The sequence below is a fragment of the Loktanella sp. PT4BL genome (assembly GCF_003201935.1).
GTDB lineage: Bacteria > Pseudomonadota > Alphaproteobacteria > Rhodobacterales > Rhodobacteraceae > Yoonia.
In genome coordinates this window covers 883,170-900,783 of record NZ_QJJL01000002.1, presented here as the reverse complement: position 1 = coordinate 900,783, position 17,614 = coordinate 883,170, and the positions used below count along the sequence as shown (strand labels likewise).

The window sequence follows — 17,614 nt, the reverse complement described above, 5'->3', positions numbered from 1 at the left end:
CGCATCATCAGGCCGAGAGCGTACCTTGAGAAGTCTCCAATACGAAATTTCCGCATGTCGGATCTGCGCGGATCGTTTTGCGCAGACGAAAACGCGGCATAGCCCGCGCCCCGTGGTGTGGTTTCAGAACAGCCCCCGTATTCTGATTGCAGGTCAGGCACCCGGATTGCGTGTGCATGAAGCAGGCAGGCCGTTTGCCGACCGTTCTGGCGACCGTTTGCGCGATTGGTTGGGGATGGACAGCGCAAGTCTTTATGACCGCGAAAGGGTTGCGATCGTCCCGATGGCGTTTTGCTTTCCCGGATATGACGCAAAGGGCGCAGATCTGCCGCCGCCTGCCATCTGCGGAGCCACATGGCATGACCGCGTGATGGCGGCCCTCGGCGATGTGCCGCTGACGATCCTTGTCGGCGGTTACGCGCATCGCTGGCACCTTGGCCCGCAGAAATCCGTCACTGCGACGGTGGCAGGGTGGCGCGGCCTTGCGCCGCGTGTCTTCCCCTTGCCTCATCCGTCGTGGCGCAATACCGCTTGGCTCAAGAAGAATGCGTGGTTTGAAACGGACCTTTTGCCGGCCTTACGCGCAGCAGTGAAAGATGAAATGCAATGACCGACCTTGATCTGGCCCATGCCGCAATGGAAGCGGCCCCCGATGACGACACCGCGCGCCTGCGGTTTTACGAACGCCTCGCTGATACCGAACTGTTCATGCTGCTGGGCGCCGAGGCGGAAGGCGACCAGATCACGCCCGAGCTTTTCGACATCGAAGACCAGCGCTTTGCCCTTGTCTTCGACCGCGAAGAGCGGCTGTCGCAATTTGTGGGGCGTGCTGCACCCTATGCAGGCATCCCGGGCCGCGCCTTGGCGCAAATGCTGGCAGGGCAAGGGATCGGTCTGGCGCTCAACCTCGAAGTCGCGCCTTCTGCCATGCTGATCCCTGCCGAGGCGATTGACTGGCTGGTGCAAACCCTGTCGCACGGACCCGATGAGACCGAGGCACGCCTGACCGAAGTCTCTGCCCCCAAGGGCCTGCCCGAGGCGGTCGTTACCGGGCTTGATCGCAAACTGGCAATCGCCGCGGGGCTCGCGCGTTTCGCCTATCTTGCAGCGGCCACCTATGAAGACGGCGCGCGCGGCCACGTTCTGGCCTTCGTCGATGCGCTGGAAGGTGCGGAAAAGGCGCTGGCCTCTGCGGCAGGTGAGGCGCTGACCTTCTCGGGCATCGAAGCAGGCATGATGGATGTGCTCTTTGTGCGCGCCGCCGATCCGCTGGCCGCACATCTGGCGCGCGTCGGGTTGCGCTTTGATTTGCCCGCGCTGGAAGCACCGCAAACCCCGGGCAGCGCACCGGGGATGGACCCTGCGAAACCGCCGAAACTGCGCTAGTAGCCCCGCGCGCGATCCACCAGATAGTGAAACGGCTGGCCCGCCTCGCCGCGCACGATGTTGTCCACAATCACCTGTGCTGCGGTCTCGGGCCGTGTGGTGGATGCGATATGCGGCGTGACCGTCACCTGTGGATGCGCCCAATATTCGTGCTCCGCCGGCAGCGGTTCGATCCGGAACACATCCAGCGTTGCATGGGCAATCTGGCCTGCATCCAAGGCGGCCAGAAGTGCCTCATCATCAATCAGCGGCCCACGGCCGGGGTTGATGACGAAACTGCCCTTCGCCATCAGCGCCAGCGTCTCGGCGTTCAGAATATTCGTCGTTTCGGGCGTTTGCGGTAGCAAAAGCACGACAATCTGCGCGTCGGTCAGTGCCTCGCGCAGCCCGTCATCGCCATGCAAGCAGCGCAGACCGGTGATATTTTTGGGATTGCGGCTCCACCCTGTCACCGGAAAGCCCAAAGCCGCAAGCGCCTGACCGCAGGCTGCCCCCAAGGCACCGATCCCGAGGATCGTCACAGGGCGTTTGGCGGCCACAGGCGGAAAGCTGTCATCGCGCCACACACCGTCCTGACCAAAGATATGGGTATCCATCCCCAGATGATGGCGCAGCGTATGCCCTGTCACCCATTCCACCATCCCCGCTGTCAGGCTCTCATCCACCAATCGGCAGAGCGGTTGGGTCAGGGTTTCATTGTTCACAATCGTCTCGACCCCGGCCCAAAGACCCATTACCGCCTTGGTTTTTGTATAGGGGCGAAAGTCCGTTACGGGCCCGTTGGGGGCAAAAATGATGTAGTCCACATCCTGCGGCGCGTGCGTGCGCGACAGGTTTGCGGACAGGCCAGCCTCGGTCAGGGCCGCATTCAGCGGCCCTTCATATTCCTCCCACGCGGCAGGTTTGGCAGAGAAAAGGATATTCAGCATCAGCGTGGCCTATGGATATGGGCGCTCTGAACAAGGCCGAAAGCCACCAGCAGGACGAGCATGGCGGACCCGCCATAGCTGACCAGCGGCAAAGGCACACCGACGACAGGGGCAAGGCCCATCACCATCGCCATGTTCACAGCAAAAAAGAGAAAGAAGGTCATCGCGACACCAAGTGTCAGCAAAGAGGCAAAGCGGTCACGGTTGCCCATTGCCGAAATGATGCAGAAAACGACAATCAGCAGATAGAGCACCAGCAAGGTGAAAGCACCGACAAAGCCGAATTCCTCGGCCAGGGTCGTGAAGATAAAATCGGTATGTTTTTCGGGCAGGAAATTCAGGCGCGATTGTGTGCCTTGCATGAAACCCCGTCCGGTCCACCCACCAGAACCCAACGCAATCTTGGCCTGCGTGATGTGATAGCCTGCGCCCAAGGGGTCATTTGCAGGGTCCAGAAAGGTATCAATCCGGCGATACTGGTAATCCTGCAAAAGCTGCCACGGCGTGCCGCGGCTTTGCAGGGCGGCGACAACGGCGGCGATCCCGCCCCCGCCCACGGTTGCAAAATAGGCCCAATGGACCCCGGCAAGGAACATTACCGTGGCGCCACCGATAAGCAGCAAGAGCGCTGTCCCCAGATCCGGCTGACGTAGAACCAGCAGTGTCGGCACGACAATGATGACCACCGGCACGACCACCCAAAGCGGATGCGAGGTCTTCTTGTTCGGCAGCCAGTCATAGTAAGCGGCGAGAAACATCACCAAGGTTATTTTCATCAGCTCCGAAGGCTGCAAGCGCATGAAACCCAGATCAATCCAGCGCTGGGCGCCCATGCGCACCTCGCCGAAAAATTCAACGCCCAGAAGCAAAACCAACGATCCGCCATAGGCGACAAAGGCCATGTTGCGCCAGAACCAGATCGGCACCATCGCCACGATCAGCATCAGGACCATGCCAAGCGCAAAACGCTGCATCTGTGGTTCCACCCAAGGCGTCATCGACCCGCCTGCGACCGAATAAAGCATGAGAAAACCGGCACTTGCGACCGCAATGAGCAACAGAATAATCGCCCAGTTCAGGTGCAGCACCTTGCGAAATCCGGTCGGGACATACTTGGTGTTATACTCAAGATAGCTCATACGCGGCTGCGCCCTGTTGCACCCTGCGGAACACGGGCTTCAATCCGGCGTTGTTGCTCTGCAATACGGTCACGCACTGCGGCGGGATAGGCCTCAAGCGGGGGCGGGCCGCCATATTGGGCCTGCAACAGAATATCACGCGCAATCGGTGCCGCCGCAGCCGATCCGCCACCGCCATGTTCCACGACGACCGACACGGCATAGCGCGGGTTGTCATAAGGCGCATAGCCCACAAATAGCGCGTGGTCGCGGCGTTCCCACGGCAGGTCCTCGTTGCGGGTGACACCGGCTGCGCGTTCCTCGGGCGTGATGCGGCGCACCTGACTGGTTCCCGTCTTGCCAGCCATCTTATGCGCTTCGTCAATAATCCGCGATCCATAGGCTGTTCCGCGACGGTGGTTGCACACATCCTCCATCGACGCGCGGATGCGGCGCAGGGTGTTCTCATTCAGCCCCAGACTTTCGCCCAAACCGGAGGGTTGCTCGACCCCGTCAATCAGCCGGATCAGGCGCGGTGTCACGACACGGCCCGTGGCAAGACGCGCAGTCATCACGGCAAGCTGCAAGGGCGAGGAAAGCACATAACCCTGTCCGATCGAGGCGTTCACAGTATCGCCGATCCGCCATTCTTCGCCGCGCACGCGCGCTTTCCATTCCTTATCGGGTGCCAGCCCCTCGGCCACCGCCGAGAGCGGCAGATCATGGCGCACGCCCAAACCCAGCTTGCGGGCCATCTCTGCCATCTTGTCGATACCGACGCGCTGGGCGATCTCATAATAATAACAGTCGCAGCTTTGCTTGAGGCTTTCGTGCAGGTTCATATTGCCGTGGCCGCCACGTTTCCAGCAGTGGAACCGGATGTTGAAGACATCCGTATAGCCCGGGCAATAGACTGTTTCATCAGGGGTGACGACACCCGCCTCCATCGCTGCCAAAACCGTGACCATCTTAAAGGTCGAACCCGGAGGATAGGTGCCTTGCACCGCTTTTGCGGCGAGCGGGCGGTATTTGTCTTCGTTCAGCGCAGTCCAGTCCGCCACGGAAATACCGCGCACAAAAAGGTTGGGATCAAAGGCAGGCGCGGACGCGATGGCGCGCAAATCACCATTCTCAAGGTCGATGACAACCGCACCGGCGCTTTCATTGTCCAGCCGCGCCTGCACATAGCTTTGCAGCCGGCTATCCAGCGTCAGTTGCACATCCTTGCCCGGATCACCCTCTTGGCGGTCAAGCTCGCGCATGATGCGGCCTGCGGCATTCACCTCGATCCGGCGCGTGCCTGCAGTGCCGCGCAGCGTGCGTTCCAGCCGGTTTTCCGCGCCGGTTTTGCCGATCTGGAACTTAGGAATTTGCAGCAGGGGATCAGGATCATCGATCCGGCTGAGATCATAATCGCTCACAGGGCCAACGTATCCGACAACATGGGCCAGATCAGCCCCCCAGGGGTAAACACGGCTCAGACCAACTTCGGCCTGAATGCCGGGCAGGGCGGGGGTATTGAGGTTGATCTGCGCCACATCTTCCCAAGACAGACGGTCCGCAATCGTGACAGGCACAAAAGGCGAGCGGCGGCGCATTTCTTCCATCGCACGCGCAAGATCACGGGGGTCGATCTCCACGATCTCGGTCAGCTTTGCCAAAACCTCGCCCACGTCGCCCGCATCTTCGCGGACCATGACAACGCGGTAATTCTGCTCATTGGCGGCGATCGGAATCCCGTTACGATCAAAGATCAGACCGCGCGACGGCGGAAGCAGACGAATGTTGATCCGGTTTTCCTCGGCCAAGAGGCGGAATTGGTCGGCCTGTTCGACCTGCAAGGACTGCATCCGCCAGCCCAGGGCCCCCACGATCCCAAGCTGGACACCGCCCACAACCAGCGCGCGGCGACTGACAGTGCGTGCGCCTGCAATCACATCTTTGGGTGCGCGCTTCATAGAACCTGTCCCTTACTGCCAACTTCACCCGGTGACATGCGCGACACCCCGAAGATGAAGTGCGCTGCAATAAGTACTATAGGATAAACCAGAATAGTTGCGACCATTTCAATCAATGTCGGCGCCAAAGGTGCCACTGGCGCCATGACCACCACGAGCACGATACGGTTGATCACGGTGATGGCAACAATCCCGAAGGCGATTGTGCCCCATTCGACCAGGAAAGGCATCGTGCGGAATTCGCGATGCTGGCGGCGGATCGCCTCGGAAAGCACAACAACCAGTGCCGCCCAAAGCCCCGGCGGGCGCAGGAACAAAAAGTCTGTCAAAAGCATGATCATCGCAATGATGAAGACAGGAACATAGCTTGGCTTGCGCGCGACCCAGGCAAGTGTCGCCGCCAGTAGCACATCCGGTGCGGCCCAAAGCGAAGGGCGCATATCCAGCGGCACCAGATCAAGCACGATCAACACAAAGGCCAATGCGATAAAGACAAGCCTGTTCGACCACGTTTTGCTGTCTGCCCATTCAGCCATCGCCAAACTCCGATGCGTTCAATGCGGCAGGGTTGATGGCTGCGGGGCCAAAGAACTCGGCCTCGGGCGCAAGCAGATTTCCCGGATCGCCGATGCGTTCGTGGGGTTGCGAGCGCAGAACACGCAAGAATTCCAGTCTTTGATAATCGGCCGCCAGACGGACCCGCAACCGGTTGTCCGTGCCCAAAGCAACCTGACCCACCAACAGATCAGCCGGAAACACACCGCCATCACCGGACGAGACAACCCTGTCACCGGGCCGGACAAGGGCTGCATCCTCCAGAAACTCCAGTGGCGGGTTCAGGGAATTGTCGCCGGCAAGAATAGCGCGTTGACCAGAGGGTTGGATGGTGACTGGGATGCGGCTCGAGGTATCTGTCAGCAACATCACACGGCTGCTGTTTTGCCCGACACCCGCGATCCGGCCCACCAGCCCGATGGCATCCATTGTGGGCCAGCCATCAAGAATGCCGTCGCGCGCGCCCACATTCACCAGAACCGATTGGCGGAACGGCGATCCGCTGTCTGTAATCACGACACCCGTGACAACAGTGAGTTTCGGATCAAGGCTCACGTTATTCAGATCAAGCAGCTTCGCGTTTTCCTGTTCCAGCTGTAGCGCGGCCTCGCGCCACGCGCGCATCTGTTGCAGCTCGCGGCGCAAATCCTGATTCTGGGCGCGCAGTTGCTGATAGCTTTGGAAATCGCTCACCAGATTGGCGGCACCGGTGATCGGGGCCATCGCCCAATTGAAAGACGGCACAACGGCATCAACGGTGGCCGCGCGCAGCCTTTCGACGCGCGGACTGTCGATCCGCCAGACTAGAAACAGACCGACAAGCGCCAAGACCAACACCCCAACCAGCAATCTGCGGATCGGGCCGATGAAGTCTTCACTATTCTTGTCGCGTGCCAAGGGCGGATATTCCCTCGCTATCTGTTAGCTGTCGTAGTCTATCACATGCCGCAGCTGTTTTTCATATTCCAGTGCGCGGCCCGTGCCCAAGGCTACACAATTGAGTGACTCGTCGGCGACAGAAATCGCCAGACCCGTCTGTTCGCGCAGCGCCAGATCAAGCTGGCCCAGCAAGGCACCGCCTCCTGTCAGCATCACACCGCGGTCCACGATGTCGGCGGCAAGATCCGGCGGTGTGGCCTCCAGTGCGGTCATCACAGCCTCGCAGATCTGCTGCACTGGTTCGGCAAGCGCCTCGGCGACCTGCGCCTGGCTGATTTCGGTTTCCTTCGGCACACCGTTCAGCAGATCACGGCCACGGATATGCATCGACTGGCCGCGCCCATCGTCGGGCATACGGGCGGTTCCGATAGATGTCTTGATCCGCTCGGCGGTGCTCTCGCCGATCAACAGGTTATGCTGACGGCGCAGATAGTTGATAATCGCCTCATCCATCCGGTCGCCGCCCACGCGCACAGAGCGTGCATAAACAATGTCACCCAAAGACAGCACCGCGACCTCGGTCGTGCCGCCACCAATATCGACAACCATGTTCCCGGTCGGGTCCGTGATCGGCATACCTGCCCCGATAGCCGCAGCAATCGGTTCGGCAATCAGACCGGCACGGCGTGCACCGGCAGAAAGCACAGACTGGCGGATCGCACGCTTTTCGACAGGCGTTGCACCGTGCGGGACACAGACGATGATCTTGGGTTTCGAAAAGGTCGAGCGGCGGTGCACTTTGCGGATGAAGTATTTGATCATCTCTTCGGCGGTATCAAAATCCGCAATCACACCGTCGCGCATCGGGCGGATCGCCTCGATGCTGCCGGGCGTGCGGCCGAGCATCAATTTGGCATCCTCGCCCACCGCAAGGACCTTCTTGACGCCGTCCTTGACGTGGTAGGCGACCACAGAAGGTTCAGACAAAACGATGCCCTTGCCTTTGACGTACACAAGCGTGTTCGCTGTGCCGAGGTCAATCGCCATATCTGATGAAAACAATCCGCCAAAGCCTGCCATTTGAGAGGTCGTCCCGATAATAAAGTGTTTGTCCCGCTCCACTGCGCACTGGCGGGTTTCAATTGGTTATAAAGACACTCTCGAAGGGATAGAAGCCCTCCATTTTTGAAACGCGGCGGCAATCTGCCACTTGTGATTTATCAATCTGAAAATGATAAAATTTGCCCCAAAATGCCCATTGGTTATACTTTTGCAACATCGTGTGTGATATCGGGTCCTGTCATCTGTATGACCCTTGCCGCCGAACGACAAACGGCGACCCAAGTCAATGGATCGCCGTTTGTTTATTGAGTCGGTGCAGATTGCCTCAGGTGTCCTTGTAGCTGACACCCTTTACGTCATATCCAGGCTCTGATTGTTCGCGGCGCACAAGCAGGCGGTTCAGCGCGTTGATATAGGCTTTGGCACTTGCCACTACGGTATCGGTATCGGCCGATTGTCCCGTCGCGATGCGGCCCTCTTCTTCCATCCGGACCGAGACTGTCGCCTGCGCATCTGTACCCTCGGTCACTGCGCTGACCTGATACAGTTGCAGGCGCGCACCATGCGGGAACAACGCCTTGACGGCGTTGAAGGTCGCATCCACCGGACCGTCACCTGTGGCCGATGTTTCAACATCGGCGCCGTCAATTTCCATCACCATATCGGCTGTCTGGGGGCCTTGGGTGCCGCAGACAACACGCAGGGATTTCAGCTTCAGCCGGTCCTCGGCGCTGTCGTTTTGATAGACCAGCGCCATCAGGTCATCGTCAAAGACTTCCTTCTTACGGTCCGCCAGATCCTTGAAGCGCACAAAGATATCGTTCAGCTGGTTGTCCGCAAGATCGAACCCTAGCTCCGCCAGTTTCGCACGCAGTGCTGCACGGCCCGAATGTTTGCCCAGGGGCAGGGATGTCCCCGCCAGACCCACATCCTCGGGTTTCATCACCTCGAAAGTCTCGCGGTTTTTCAGCATCCCGTCCTGGTGAATGCCGCTTTCATGGGCAAAGGCGTTCTTGCCGACGATGGCTTTGTTGAACTGCACCGCAAAGCCCGACACTGTCGCCACGCGGCGCGAGATATTCATGATCTTCCGCGTATCGATCTTGGTGGTGTAGGGCATGATGTCATGGCGCACTTTGAGCGCCATCACGACCTCTTCCAGCGCGGTATTGCCCGCACGTTCGCCCAGACCGTTGATCGTACACTCGATCTGGCGCGCGCCACCCTCGACGGCTGCCAAAGAGTTGGCGGTCGCCATCCCAAGGTCGTTGTGGCAGTGGGTTGCAAAAATCACGTCATCCGCACCCGGCACATTTGCGATCAGGCGGCGGATCAGATCGGCGCTTTCGCGCGGCGCGGTGTACCCAACTGTATCAGGAATATTGATCGTGGTGGCACCCGCCTTGATCGCAATCTCGACCACACGGCACAGGTAGTCCCATTCGGTCCGTGTCGCATCCATCGGCGACCACTGCACGTTGTCACACAGGTTGCGCGCATGGGTGACCGTATCGTGAATACGCTCCGCCATCTCGTCCATGGTCAGGTTCGGGATCGCACGGTGAAGCGGGGATGTGCCGATAAACGTGTGGATGCGTGGGGATTTCGCGTGTTTCACTGCTTCCCAGCAGCGATCGATATCCTTGTAGTTGGCGCGCGACAGACCGCAAATAGTGGCGGATTTCGACAGTTTCGCAATCTCGCTCACCGCCTGAAAATCACCTTCCGAGGCAATCGGGAAACCCGCCTCGATAATATCAACGCCCATCTCGTCCAGCAGTTCGGCGATTTCGAGCTTTTCGTTATGGGTCATGGTCGCGCCCGGAGATTGCTCGCCGTCGCGCAATGTGGTGTCGAAAATCAACACTTCGTTCGATTTGGTCATTTTGGTATTCCTTTTGTCCCTAGCATATCTTGGCGCGTTTCACCCTCTGAGCGGTCGCGCCGACAGGCACGCTCAGAGGCAGCTAAGGAGTAGGATGTCGCGCGAAAGCAGCCCTTTGCAGGCAGCAGAAGTGATATGTGCACGGTTCATCATGCGCGCGACTATAGACACGATTTCCGTGATGAAAACCCCGAAATGCCATCCCGGGCGCGGAAATTACGCCCTAAAACATCAGGCAATCGGATTCCGGTGGCAGTGGCGGGGCACCGTCGGGCAGGGTGGGCTGGTAATCAAAGGCCGCAATGCTGGCGCCGCTGTCAAAGGCGATAAAGACCTGGTTTGATCCGGGGCGGATCGCTATTCCTTCCGGGTCCCGCCCATACGGCAGCAGAGACGTGGTGCCCAACAGTTCACCTTCGGCGTTGAATTCATAAAGGCTATTGGTGCCTTCCATGTCATCCACGATCAGCAAATGCCCTGTGCGCGTGTCCCGTGCGATGCCTTGCGCCTCGGACAGGGGCGGGTTCAAGGACATCGTGTTGATTTGTCGCTCCACTTGGCCTGTGGGCGACAGCCAAGTCATCCGCTCGGGATCATCCTCGACGGTCACGATCATGCCATCGTCATCAATCACCATACCTTCGGTATCGGCCCAGCCCTGACTTGATGCGAAAGGGGCCTCAAGTGCCACCCCATCCTTGCTGATCCGCTGGAAATTCCCGAAACCGTCCGCGACCAGCAGGTGATTATCCTCAACAGTCACGGCCTTGATACGGTTCAGATCACTTTGAAAGCGGCGCAATTCATCGCCCTGCAAGGTCACCAGCAGTACCTCGCGGCTTTCATTCGCAATCCACAGGCCGCAGAACGTGGGGTCGTAATCAAGGCTGGAGGGCCGCGCGAGGTCGTAGCTCGTCTGGAACGTCAGCTCCAGCGCCGCCGCAGGGGTGGCCAGCAAGGCCAGCAGTGGAATTACCTGACGCATGGGTCTTCCTCCTTGTCCCTTCCAAAGGTGGCGCTAAATCGCGGCAAGTCAAAGGAGAAGAACATGCGTGCATTGGTGATCGGGGCAACAGGCGGCATCGGGGCGGCGGTCACAGCCCAACTACAGGGCGATGGCTGGGACGTTACCGGCCTGTCACGGTCGATTGATGGCTTCGATGTTGGCAACCCGGCCTCGGTAGAACGCTGCATGGCGGCGCAAGAAGGCCCGTTCGACCTGATCTTCGTCGCGCTTGGGATCCTTGCCCCGCTTTGGGGCACACCGGAGAAATCCCTCTCTGCGATCAAGTCCGAGGACATGGCAGCGGTCTTTACCGTCAACGCCATCGGTCCGGCGCTGATCCTGCGCCACGCCGCGCGCCTTTTGTCCAAAGACGACCGCGGGGTGATCGCCACGCTTTCGGCACGGGTCGGCTCGATCGGGGATAACAAGATCGGCGGCTGGTATTCATACCGCGCGTCCAAGGCGGCGCTGAACCAGATCGTGCATGGCGCCGCAATCGAGCTGGGCAGGTCACACAAGCAATCCATCTGCGTAGCCCTCCACCCCGGCACGGTCGCGACATCATTTACTGCGGATTATGCAGGCCGCCACAAAACCGTGGAACCACAGGACGCCGCGAAAAACCTGTTGAACGTCATCGCGAACCTGACCCCTGACAACACCGGCGGCTTTTATGATTACGCCGGTCAGGAGATTGTCTGGTGAGGCTGCTTCTCGTTCTGGGTGACCAGCTCTCGCCCAACCTGTCGGTGCTGCAAAAAGGCGATAAGGCCCAAGACGTTGTGGTTATGGCCGAAGTTGCGGACGAAGCGTCCTACGTGCCCCATCACCCCAAGAAAATCGCCTTCACTTTTGCTGCCATGCGCAAATTCGCGCAAACCCTGCGCGATGATGGCTGGACCGTGGCCTACACCCCGCTGGATGATCCCCACAACAGCGGCTCTATCACCGGCGAATTGATCCGCCGCGCGTCCGAACATAACGCTGCTGGTGTCGTCTACACCGAACCGGGCGAATGGCGGCTTATCGCGGCCTTGGGGGACATGCCGCTGAAAACCCACTGCCTGCCCGACACCCGTTTTATCGCGTCCCATCAGGAATTCGATGACTGGGCCGAGGGGCGCAAACAGTTGCGGATGGAGTATTTCTACCGCGAGATGCGCCGCAAAACGGGCCTGCTGATGGACGGCGATCAGCCCGAGGGTGGCAAGTGGAACTACGACCACGACAACCGCAAACCGGCCCCCGATCAGGTGACCTATGGCGGGCCGATGCAGTTTACGCCGGACGACACGACCAAAGAGGTGCTGGCGCTGGTCGCGGACCGTTTCGGTGACAACTTCGGCGATCTGGAACCCTTCTGGTTTGCCACCGACACCGGACAGGCGCGCCAGCATCTGGCCCATTGGATCAAGGGCGGTTTGCCCAATTTCGGTGACTTTCAGGATGCCATGCTTGATGACAACCGCTTTCTCTATCACGCGGTTGTCGGGCTTTATATCAATGCGGGCCTGCTTGATCCGCTGGAGGTCTGCCAGAAAGTCGCTCAGGCCTACCGCGACGGTGACGCGCCGCTGAATGCCGTTGAAGGCTTTATCCGGCAGATCATCGGCTGGCGCGAATATGTGCGCGGCATCTATTTCCGCGAAGGGCCGGATTACACCGCCCGCAATGCGCTAGGCCACGACCGTGCGCTGCCCGAGATGTACTGGGGCGGTGAGACCAGGATGAACTGCATGTCCAAGGCCATCGGTCAAACCAGGGCCGAGGCCTACGCCCACCATATCCAGCGTCTTATGGTGACAGGTAATTTTGCGCTGCTTGCCGGCATTGACCCCGCGCAGGTGCATGAATGGTATCTTGCGGTCTATGCCGACGCCTACGAATGGGTCGAGGCCCCCAATGTGATCGGCATGAGCCAATTCGCCGATGACGGGATCATCGCATCAAAACCCTATATTTCGTCAGGCAACTACATCCATAAAATGTCCGACCACTGCGGTGCCTGCGCCTACCGCGTGCAGGATAAGACAGGCGACAAGGCCTGCCCGTTCAACCTGCTCTACTGGCACTTCCTTGACCGCCACCGCGACCGTTTTGAGGGCAACCCGCGTATGGGCAACATGTACCGCGTCTGGGACCGGATGGACGAGGACCGCCGCGAAACAGTCCTGTCCGAAGCCGACGGGTTCCTCAAAAAGCTGGAAGCGGGTGAAAAGGTCTAGAGGCAGTGATAATCAAACGCGGCAACGGGTGCAGGTCTTTCAGAAAGCTTTGCGCCGAGCGATTTTTGGCGCATTCAGCCAGTTACACTGTGGCAAGGGCGTTCACTGTTGATCCTGGATTGTCGCAAGATAGAAGACCAACTCAAGCACACGGGCTTGTGCTGTAGGCATTCCGCTACGACCAGTCCCAAATTCCCCTTCTTGGGCAATGATATCAGCGTTAAATCTGTTTCCCCAGATTGGCATTTCGCTGGTTCCATGACCACGGTTCTGATCAGCGTCAGCGATGACTTCATAAACGCGTTTGAAAGGAAACTGCCCGCCATTTCGCTCTGAAAGTCCCGTCAGGTCAGAGGGCGCGGTCTTCAAGAAGTCGAGAATTGGGCCATTGCCGGTTCCATCCGCACCATGGCAAGCTGCGCAGTTCGCCATAAACGACGCCTCTCCAATTTCTTGCGCGGCTGACGCACCAGGAATGGCAAGGATGACTGCCATCGCCGAAAGAAAACGTTTTGTATGGTCGATCATTGCCTTCTCCAATTCCAGTAGATGAGTTCTCCAATGAAATTTCAGGCTAGATAGTTCTTGATGATCGCGTGTTGATTTTTATCAATGCGTAGGCGCCGCACTCAGACGTTTGCAGCTTTGCCCGTGGTCCGGTCATAGAGATGGTCTGCATGCTGCACGAACGGCTGTCTTCGGCGAGGCCCTGAGCTGGGTTATCTGCGCTTAGACTGGCAGCTCTTGGCATTTCCAATGCGACCTGAACAAAAGCAAAAGGGCCAGAGAAACCCCTGACCCTTTGCAATTCGTTGTCTGACGTCTTTAGTTGCCGGTTGTCTCTGACACCAAAGCGCCGTCTGACCAGATGCCAACGCTTTCCTGCCCTGTGGCATAGCGCATCGTGCCTTCGCCTTCGCGGCGGCCACGGACGAAGCCACCCTCATAGACGTCGCCATTGGCATAGGTCGCAACACCTGTGCCGTTGATCACACCGTCCTGCCATTGGCCGACATAGGTAAAGCCATCGGGCAGGGTGATTTCACCCTCACCGTTGCGCTGTCCGTTCAGGAACTCGCCCACATAGACCGCGCCGTCGGCATAAACCGCCCGGCCCAGACCGTTGCGCTGGCCCTCGGACCACTGGCCTTCATAGACATAGCCGTCAGCATAGGTCATTTTCCCTTGGCCGTGGTTGCGGGCATTCAGGAACTCGCCCTCATAGACCAGACCGTTGCCAAGCGTTGCAACACCAACACCATTGATCACGCCGGCGTCCCATTCGCCTTCATAGGTTGACCCGTCCGTATAGGTGATTTTGCCGGTGCCATCGGCAAGGCTGTTCACGAAGGTGCCGACGTAAACGGAGCCGTCCGGATAGGTCACTTCGCCTTGGCCTTCAATGCGGCCTTCAACCCACTCACCCACATAAACATACCCATCTGTACCACGGAAAGTGCCTGTGCCGTGCCGCAGATCGTTCACAAAGGTCCCTTCATAGACATCGCCGTTGGAATAGGTGGCCACGCCTTCGCCTTCACGTTTGCCATCGACGAAGTTTGCCACATAGACATCACCGTTGGGCTGCGTGAGTGTGCCAGCACCCTGAATGCGCCCATCGACCCATTCGCCTGTGTAGACCAGACCGTCCGCCATGGTCATCGTGCCGGTGCCATCACGTTCGCCGGCTCTGAGAGTGCCTTCATAGACGGCACCATCCGGATAGGTGATCTTGCCCTCACCTTCCTTCTCGCCATTCACCCACGCACCTTCATAGATATAGCCGCCGGGGCTGGTCATGGTACCGATGCCGTTATGCATGGCATTGCGGAATTCACCCTCGTAGACAACACCGTTGGCATATTCGGCAATGCCTTGCCCGGTAATGTTGCCATCGACCCATTCGCCTTCAAATGTGCCACCATCCGCAAATGTGATTCGACCCTGGCCTTCGGGCTTGCCTGCGACAAAAGCCCCCTCATAGACAGACCCGTTGGGGAATATCGCTCTGCCTTGGCCGCGGATTTCACCCGCAACCCACTGGCCGGTGTATTCATACCCGTTCGGAAGCCGGTAGGTGCCGGTGCCATCCTGCTTGCCATCGACGAAGGTTCCTTCATAGACACCGCCGTCATCATATTGTTTTGTCTGGACATCCTGGGCGAACCCGCTGGAAGCGATGGTTGCGGCCAATATCGCAATAGTCGCAGTCTTTGGTAGTACAAACATCGTCATCCGTCTCTCCGTTCACTTCCGTGTATCTGCAGCTTATGAGAGGAGTTGCCACCTGACAACGGCCTTGGGCCGAAGTCGTCTAACGGCTTTCCCCCGCGCTTCTTTCTGCTACATGCATGCCAAGGCTTTTGGACAAAACTATGACAAAATTATTTCGCCTTACAATGGCGCAGCTCAATCCGACCGTGGGCGACATCGCAGGCAACGCCGATCAGGCGCGCGCGGCGTGGTCGGCGGGCAAAGCCGCTGGCGCCGATCTTGTCGTGCTGCCCGAGATGTTTCTGGTCGGCTACCAGACCCAGGATCTGATCATGAAACCGGCTTTTGTTGCAGATGCGATGGCGCATCTGACGCAGCTTGCCAAAGACTGTGCCGACGGTCCCGCCCTGTCGATTGGTGGCCCTGCGCTGGAAGACGGCCGGCTTTACAATGCCTATTTCACGCTGCGCGGTGGCGAGATCGTCGCCCGTGCCCGCAAACACTTCCTGCCCAACTTCAACGTCTTTGACGAAGTCCGCCTGTTCAAAAGCGCCGATATCGCAGGCCCCTTTGCGCTGCCTGACGGCCCGCGCATCGGCCACCCCATTTGCGAAGATGCATGGTACCCCGATGTCTGTGAAGCCATGGTCGAAAGCGGCGCCGAGATTTTGGTGGTGCCCAATGGCTCGCCCTATTTCCGCGATAAATTCAACATCCGCATGCAGACGATGCTCAGCCGCGTGATCGAAAACGATGTGCCGCTCGTCTACCTCAACATGGTCGGCGGACAGGACGACCAGATGTTTGACGGCGGCTCCTTCGTGCTCAATCGTGGCGGTAAACTGGCGGTGCAACTGCCTGTGATGGATGCCACCATCACGCATGTCGATTTCGAACGCACCGATGACGGTTGGGTGGCCAAAGAGGGCGAGAAAGCCTCGCTGCCGGATACGCTTGAACAGGACTACCGCGTGATGGTCGAAGCCTTGCGCGACTACATGCGCAAGACCGGTTTCAAAAAGGTCCTTCTGGGCCTGTCGGGCGGGATCGACAGTGCCATCGTCGCTGCCATTGCCGTCGATGCGCTGGGCGCGGGCAATGTGCGCTGCGTGATGCTCCCCTCCGAATACACTTCCCAAGGCTCGCTCGATGATGCCGCCGCTGCCGCCAATGCTTTGGGTTGCACCTACGACACAATCAGCATCGCAGGTCCGCGCGCTGCGGTGACCGAGGCGCTTGCGCCACTTTTCGCGGGGCTTGCGCCCGACCTGACCGAGGAAAACATCCAGTCCCGTATCAGGGGCCTTCTGCTGATGGCACAATCCAACAAATTCGGGGAAATGCTGCTGACCACCGGCAACAAATCCGAGGTCGCCGTTGGATACGCCACGATCTACGGCGACATGGCGGGCGGCTATAACCCGATCAAGGACATGTATAAAACGCGCGTCTTTGCCGCCTGCCGCTGGCGCAATGCCAATCACCGCGACTGGATGTGTGGCCCCGCAGGCACGGTGATCCCCGAAGCCATTATCGACAAACCCCCTTCGGCGGAACTGCGGCCTGACCAGAAAGACGAAGACAGCCTGCCGCCCTATGATGTGCTGGACGGGATATTGGCAATGCTGGTGGATCAAGAGGCCTCGGTCGCCGATTGCGTGGCGGCCGGTTACGCGCGCGAAACTGTCAAACGGGTCGAACACCTGATCTACATCAGCGAATACAAGCGCTTCCAGTCGGCCCCCGGTCCACGGTTGTCGGCACGCGCCTTCTGGCTTGACCGGCGCTATCCGATCGTCAACCGCTGGCGCGATGACAGCTGAGACACGGATCAGGGACAGCTTTCGCATTAGGCGCGTGGCAGGCGGCGCACTGCTTTTTATCAGCCTTCCGCTCAACCTCATCCTCGTGCGTTTTGCATGGCCGAGGGTGGATGGTCCGACCGATGCGCTCTTTCTGCTCTCAGCACTCCTGCCTGTGGCCCTGGGCCTTTGGGCCGCCTTTCCCCTACGCAAGCCTGCCCTGCGCATGACAATCAGAGATCAGGCCGTGACACTCCACAGCCCTCCCAGAACGATCCAGCTTGCGGCACTCCACAGCATCCGCCTGCACAGACCTGCATTGGCCAAACATGACCAGATCATCTTCAAGACAGACGAAGATTTGATCCCTTTCAATATCGCCCACCTCACACATGACGCGCCCGATATCATCAACCTCATCGGGATCCGCCTTGAAAACCAGGGGCGCCACCTGCGCGAAAAACGCTCGGAGGTGCTGGGTGCGCGGACGGGGCTTTGGGAGGTCGTCACGGGCGCCGCCTTTGAGCAAAGGCCCTAATCTGCTAAGGTGCGGTATGCCAGCGAACAAGACACAAGCCACCGATCAGGATGTGCG

At 59.1% G+C, this 17,614-nt stretch carries 16 protein-coding genes; 6 read left to right on the top strand and 10 right to left on the bottom strand.

The window, feature by feature from the left end; translation table 11 throughout:
- Positions 1-25: 25 nt before the first annotated feature.
- Positions 26-610: a uracil-DNA glycosylase family protein gene (locus tag C7964_RS09345; RefSeq protein ID WP_110279361.1), complete on the top strand. Its 585-nt coding sequence runs from the start codon at positions 26-28 to the stop codon at positions 608-610.
- Positions 607-1,386 (top strand): SseB family protein, encoded by a 780-nt coding sequence (locus tag C7964_RS09340; RefSeq protein ID WP_110279360.1) that lies wholly within the window; start codon positions 607-609, stop codon positions 1,384-1,386. The genes C7964_RS09345 and C7964_RS09340 overlap by 4 nt, the downstream gene beginning before the upstream one ends.
- On the opposite strand, the gene C7964_RS09335 is transcribed toward C7964_RS09340, so the two are convergent.
- From C7964_RS09335 to C7964_RS09295, 8 genes are all read right to left on the bottom strand, one after another.
- Complete coding sequence (locus C7964_RS09335) at positions 1,383-2,315, bottom strand: 2-hydroxyacid dehydrogenase (RefSeq protein ID WP_110279359.1); 933 nt, start codon at positions 2,313-2,315, stop codon at positions 1,383-1,385. The two genes, C7964_RS09340 and C7964_RS09335, sit on opposite strands and share 4 nt — an antisense overlap.
- The gene (gene rodA, locus C7964_RS09330) at positions 2,315-3,454 is read right to left on the bottom strand and encodes a rod shape-determining protein RodA (RefSeq protein ID WP_076657895.1); all 1,140 of its coding nucleotides are present in this window, start codon (positions 3,452-3,454) and stop codon (positions 2,315-2,317) included. Before rodA ends, C7964_RS09335 begins: the two co-directional genes overlap by 1 nt.
- Positions 3,451-5,391, bottom strand: coding sequence for a penicillin-binding protein 2 (mrdA, locus tag C7964_RS09325; RefSeq protein WP_110279358.1), 1,941 nt, complete (start codon positions 5,389-5,391; stop codon positions 3,451-3,453). Before mrdA ends, rodA begins: the two co-directional genes overlap by 4 nt.
- A complete protein-coding gene (locus C7964_RS09320) occupies positions 5,388-5,927 on the bottom strand; it encodes a rod shape-determining protein MreD (RefSeq protein WP_110279357.1) in 540 nt (179 codons plus the stop codon). The genes mrdA and C7964_RS09320 overlap by 4 nt, the downstream gene beginning before the upstream one ends.
- Positions 5,920-6,843: a rod shape-determining protein MreC gene (gene mreC, locus C7964_RS09315; RefSeq protein ID WP_110279356.1), complete on the bottom strand. Its 924-nt coding sequence runs from the start codon at positions 6,841-6,843 to the stop codon at positions 5,920-5,922. The genes C7964_RS09320 and mreC overlap by 8 nt, the downstream gene beginning before the upstream one ends.
- Before the next feature lie 24 nt (positions 6,844-6,867).
- A complete protein-coding gene (locus C7964_RS09310; protein ID WP_055291896.1) occupies positions 6,868-7,905 on the bottom strand; it encodes a rod shape-determining protein in 1,038 nt (345 codons plus the stop codon).
- A gap of 307 nt (positions 7,906-8,212) precedes the next feature.
- Positions 8,213-9,772, bottom strand: coding sequence for a 2-isopropylmalate synthase (locus tag C7964_RS09300; RefSeq protein WP_110279354.1), 1,560 nt, complete (start codon positions 9,770-9,772; stop codon positions 8,213-8,215).
- A 223-nt stretch (positions 9,773-9,995) separates the two neighbouring features.
- Positions 9,996-10,757, bottom strand: coding sequence for an SdiA-regulated/phytase-like domain-containing protein (locus C7964_RS09295; protein ID WP_110279353.1), 762 nt, complete (start codon positions 10,755-10,757; stop codon positions 9,996-9,998).
- A 63-nt stretch (positions 10,758-10,820) separates the two neighbouring features.
- On the opposite strand from C7964_RS09295, the gene C7964_RS09290 reads away from it, so the two are divergent.
- Positions 10,821-11,483 carry an SDR family NAD(P)-dependent oxidoreductase gene (locus tag C7964_RS09290; protein WP_110279352.1) on the top strand — a complete coding sequence of 221 codons (663 nt, stop codon included), beginning with the start codon at positions 10,821-10,823 and terminating at the stop codon, positions 11,481-11,483.
- Positions 11,480-13,003 carry a cryptochrome/photolyase family protein gene (locus tag C7964_RS09285; protein ID WP_110279351.1) on the top strand — a complete coding sequence of 508 codons (1,524 nt, stop codon included), beginning with the start codon at positions 11,480-11,482 and terminating at the stop codon, positions 13,001-13,003. The genes C7964_RS09290 and C7964_RS09285 overlap by 4 nt, the downstream gene beginning before the upstream one ends.
- A gap of 102 nt (positions 13,004-13,105) precedes the next feature.
- Here C7964_RS09285 and C7964_RS09280 read toward each other — a convergent pair whose 3' ends face one another.
- Positions 13,106-13,531 (bottom strand): c-type cytochrome, encoded by a 426-nt coding sequence (locus C7964_RS09280; RefSeq protein ID WP_110279350.1) that lies wholly within the window; start codon positions 13,529-13,531, stop codon positions 13,106-13,108.
- A 297-nt stretch (positions 13,532-13,828) separates the two neighbouring features.
- Positions 13,829-15,238, bottom strand: a complete 1,410-nt coding sequence (locus tag C7964_RS09275) for an MORN repeat-containing protein (protein WP_502693560.1) — start codon at positions 15,236-15,238, stop codon at positions 13,829-13,831.
- A 140-nt stretch (positions 15,239-15,378) separates the two neighbouring features.
- On the opposite strand from C7964_RS09275, the gene C7964_RS09270 reads away from it, so the two are divergent.
- Both C7964_RS09270 and C7964_RS09265 read left to right on the top strand, forming a co-directional pair.
- Positions 15,379-17,040, top strand: a complete 1,662-nt coding sequence (locus C7964_RS09270) for an NAD+ synthase (protein ID WP_110279349.1) — start codon at positions 15,379-15,381, stop codon at positions 17,038-17,040.
- Positions 17,030-17,557, top strand: a complete 528-nt coding sequence (locus tag C7964_RS09265) for a hypothetical protein (protein WP_146214844.1) — start codon at positions 17,030-17,032, stop codon at positions 17,555-17,557. Before C7964_RS09270 ends, C7964_RS09265 begins: the two co-directional genes overlap by 11 nt.
- The last annotated feature ends 57 nt before the right edge of the window (positions 17,558-17,614 follow it).

Bases quoted from the DNA above. Each gene is read 5' to 3' on its own strand.
- C7964_RS09340 (WP_110279360.1), top strand. From the start codon at position 607: ATGACCGACCTTGATCTGGCCCATGCCGCAATGGAAGCGGCCCCCGAT.
- C7964_RS09335 (WP_110279359.1), bottom strand. From the start codon at position 2,315: ATGCTGAATATCCTTTTCTCTGCCAAACCTGCCGCGTGGGAGGAATAT.
- rodA (WP_076657895.1), bottom strand. From the start codon at position 3,454: ATGAGCTATCTTGAGTATAACACCAAGTATGTCCCGACCGGATTTCGC.
- mrdA (WP_110279358.1), bottom strand. From the start codon at position 5,391: ATGAAGCGCGCACCCAAAGATGTGATTGCAGGCGCACGCACTGTCAGT.
- C7964_RS09320 (WP_110279357.1), bottom strand. From the start codon at position 5,927: ATGGCTGAATGGGCAGACAGCAAAACGTGGTCGAACAGGCTTGTCTTT.
- C7964_RS09310 (WP_055291896.1), bottom strand. From the start codon at position 7,905: ATGGCAGGCTTTGGCGGATTGTTTTCATCAGATATGGCGATTGACCTC.
- C7964_RS09300 (WP_110279354.1), bottom strand. From the start codon at position 9,772: ATGACCAAATCGAACGAAGTGTTGATTTTCGACACCACATTGCGCGAC.
- C7964_RS09295 (WP_110279353.1), bottom strand. From the start codon at position 10,757: ATGCGTCAGGTAATTCCACTGCTGGCCTTGCTGGCCACCCCTGCGGCG.
- C7964_RS09290 (WP_110279352.1), top strand. From the start codon at position 10,821: ATGCGTGCATTGGTGATCGGGGCAACAGGCGGCATCGGGGCGGCGGTC.
- C7964_RS09280 (WP_110279350.1), bottom strand. From the start codon at position 13,531: ATGATCGACCATACAAAACGTTTTCTTTCGGCGATGGCAGTCATCCTT.
- C7964_RS09275 (WP_502693560.1), bottom strand. From the start codon at position 15,238: ATGACGATGTTTGTACTACCAAAGACTGCGACTATTGCGATATTGGCC.
- C7964_RS09270 (WP_110279349.1), top strand. From the start codon at position 15,379: ATGACAAAATTATTTCGCCTTACAATGGCGCAGCTCAATCCGACCGTG.
- C7964_RS09265 (WP_146214844.1), top strand. From the start codon at position 17,030: ATGACAGCTGAGACACGGATCAGGGACAGCTTTCGCATTAGGCGCGTG.